Origin of the sequence: Ideonella sp. B508-1 (assembly GCF_000333615.1) — a bacterium.
GTDB lineage: Bacteria > Pseudomonadota > Gammaproteobacteria > Burkholderiales > Burkholderiaceae_C > Ideonella.
Genome location: NZ_BADL01000593.1, coordinates 1 through 1906, shown reverse-complemented (window position 1 = coordinate 1906; position 1906 = coordinate 1). Strand labels below are relative to the sequence as shown.

At 69.2% G+C, this 1906-nt stretch carries 3 protein-coding genes; 2 read left to right on the top strand and 1 reads right to left on the bottom strand.

What is annotated here, in order from left to right; genetic code table 11:
• A partial coding sequence (locus I73_RS23675) for a TetR/AcrR family transcriptional regulator (RefSeq protein WP_022982890.1) occupies positions 1 to 262 on the bottom strand: 262 nt, incomplete at its 3' end.
• 203 nt (positions 263 to 465) lie between these two features.
• Between I73_RS23675 and I73_RS23670 the strand changes: the two genes are divergently transcribed.
• Both I73_RS23670 and I73_RS30260 read left to right on the top strand, forming a co-directional pair.
• Positions 466 to 1656, top strand: a complete 1191-nt coding sequence (locus I73_RS23670) for an efflux RND transporter periplasmic adaptor subunit (protein WP_022982889.1) — start codon at positions 466 to 468, stop codon at positions 1654 to 1656.
• A 24-nt stretch (positions 1657 to 1680) separates the two neighbouring features.
• Positions 1681 to 1906: efflux RND transporter permease subunit (locus tag I73_RS30260; RefSeq protein WP_040501407.1), on the top strand; the 226-nt coding region annotated here is incomplete at its 3' end.

Genomic DNA, 1906 nt, shown 5'->3' with positions numbered 1-1906 from the left:
GCCCATCTCCGCAGCATTCCTCGGGGGAGCCCGGGCGGAGGAGCTGGTCGAAGACCGTGCCCATCAGCTGCTCGGCCGACCGGTCCATCACCGCCACGAACAGTTCCTCCTTCGAGGGGAAGTAGCTGTACAGGGTGGCCTTGGAGCCGCCCACCCGCTGAGCGATCTCGGCCATCGAGGCCTTCTCGAAACCGACCTGCAGGAACACCTCCGCCGCGATGGCGAGGATGTGCTGACGACGCTCTTCACTCTTGGTGCGCATGGCTGTGGGCTGAACCCGCTCTGTGGAGGGGCGCTGATGGCTGGGGACGGATTGTGCCCGCCCGGTTTCCATGGTCCGGTCCGGAGCTGCGGCACGCCCTTTTCGGAAAGCGGAAAGACCCCGGACTTTTCCAGGGATGTTCGACTTTCTAATACAGTACCGTACTGTACAGTTTAGTAATTCTCAAGTCGGGAGAGTTCCCTATGCCCCACCGTTCCTTCTCCAAGAGCTGGCTGGCCGCGGCCAGCGTCGCCGTGCTGCTGTCGGCCTGTGGCAAGCCGCCCGCGGGCGGGCCACCGCCCACGCTGGCCGTGCCCCAGGTGGGTGTCATCACGGTGCAGGCCCAGACGCTGCCGATCACCCGCGAGCTGCCGGGGCGGGTCACCGCGGCCATGGTGTCGGACGTCCGGCCCCAGGTCGGCGGCATCATCCAGCGCCGCACCTTCACCGAGGGCAGCCTGGTCAAGGCCGGCGAACTGCTCTACCAGATCGACCCCGCGACCTACCAGGCCTCGGTCGATTCCGCCCAGGCCACGCTGGAGCGGGCGGAGGCCACCCTGGCCTCGGCCCAGCTCAAGGCCGATCGCTACCGCGAGCTGGTGAAGATCAAGGCGGTGAGCCAGCAGGACAACGACGATGCCACCGCGGCCCTGCTGCAGGCCCGCGCGGACGTGGCCACGGCACGTGCTTCGCTGGCCACCGCGCGCATCAACCTGGCCTACACCCGGGTCACCGCCCCGATCGGTGGCCGTGTCGGCCGCTCCTCGGTCAGCCCGGGTGCCTTGGTCACCGCCAGCCAGGCCACGGCCCTGGCCACCGTCCAGCAACTCGACCCCATCTACGTCGATGTCACCCAGTCTAGCGCGGCCTTGCTGCAGCTGCGGCGCGCCCTGGCGGCCGGCCAGCTCAAGCAGGCCGGGTCCGAGGGCGCCAAGGTCGAATTGCTGCTGGAAGACGGCAGCCACTATCCGCTGACGGGGACCCTGAAGTTCTCCGAGGTCTCGGTGGACGAGGGCAGCGGCGCGGTGACGCTGCGGGCCGAATTCCCCAACCCCAAGGGCGAGCTGCTGCCGGGCATGTATGCCCGCGCGGTGGTGCAGCAGGGCCTGGCCGATGCGGCGATCGCGGTGCCCCAGCGGGCCATCGTGCGCGACAGCAGGGGCCAGCCCACCGCCTATGTGGTGACGCCGGACAACAAGGTCGAGCAGCGCGCGCTGCAGCTGGGCCAGACCGTGGGTGAGCTCTGGCTGGTGAGTGCCGGGCTGAAGAGCGGCGACCGGCTGGTGCTGGACGGGCTCCAGAAGATCCGGCCGGGCCAGACCGTCGAGGTGCTGCCCGCCGGGGCCGGCCCCACGCCCCCGAAGTCAGCGGCGTCCGCGGCTGTCCAGTCCTGATCCGGCCTGGGAGATTCACACACCATGGCACGCTTCTTCATTGACCGGCCCGTGTTCGCCTGGGTCCTGGCCATCATCACGATGCTGGCCGGCGTCCTGTCGATCACGGCGCTGCCTGTCGCGCAGTACCCCAGCATCGCACCGCCGGCGGTGGCCATCTCGGCCACCTACCCCGGCGCCTCGGCCAAGACCCTGGAGGACAACGTCCCCCAGGTCATCGAGCAAAAGATGCAGGGGCTGGACCACCTGC

Coding starts and splice junctions, on each gene's coding strand:
- I73_RS23670 (WP_022982889.1), top strand. CDS start 466: ATGCCCCACCGTTCCTTCTCCAAGAGCTGGCTGGCCGCGGCCAGCGTC.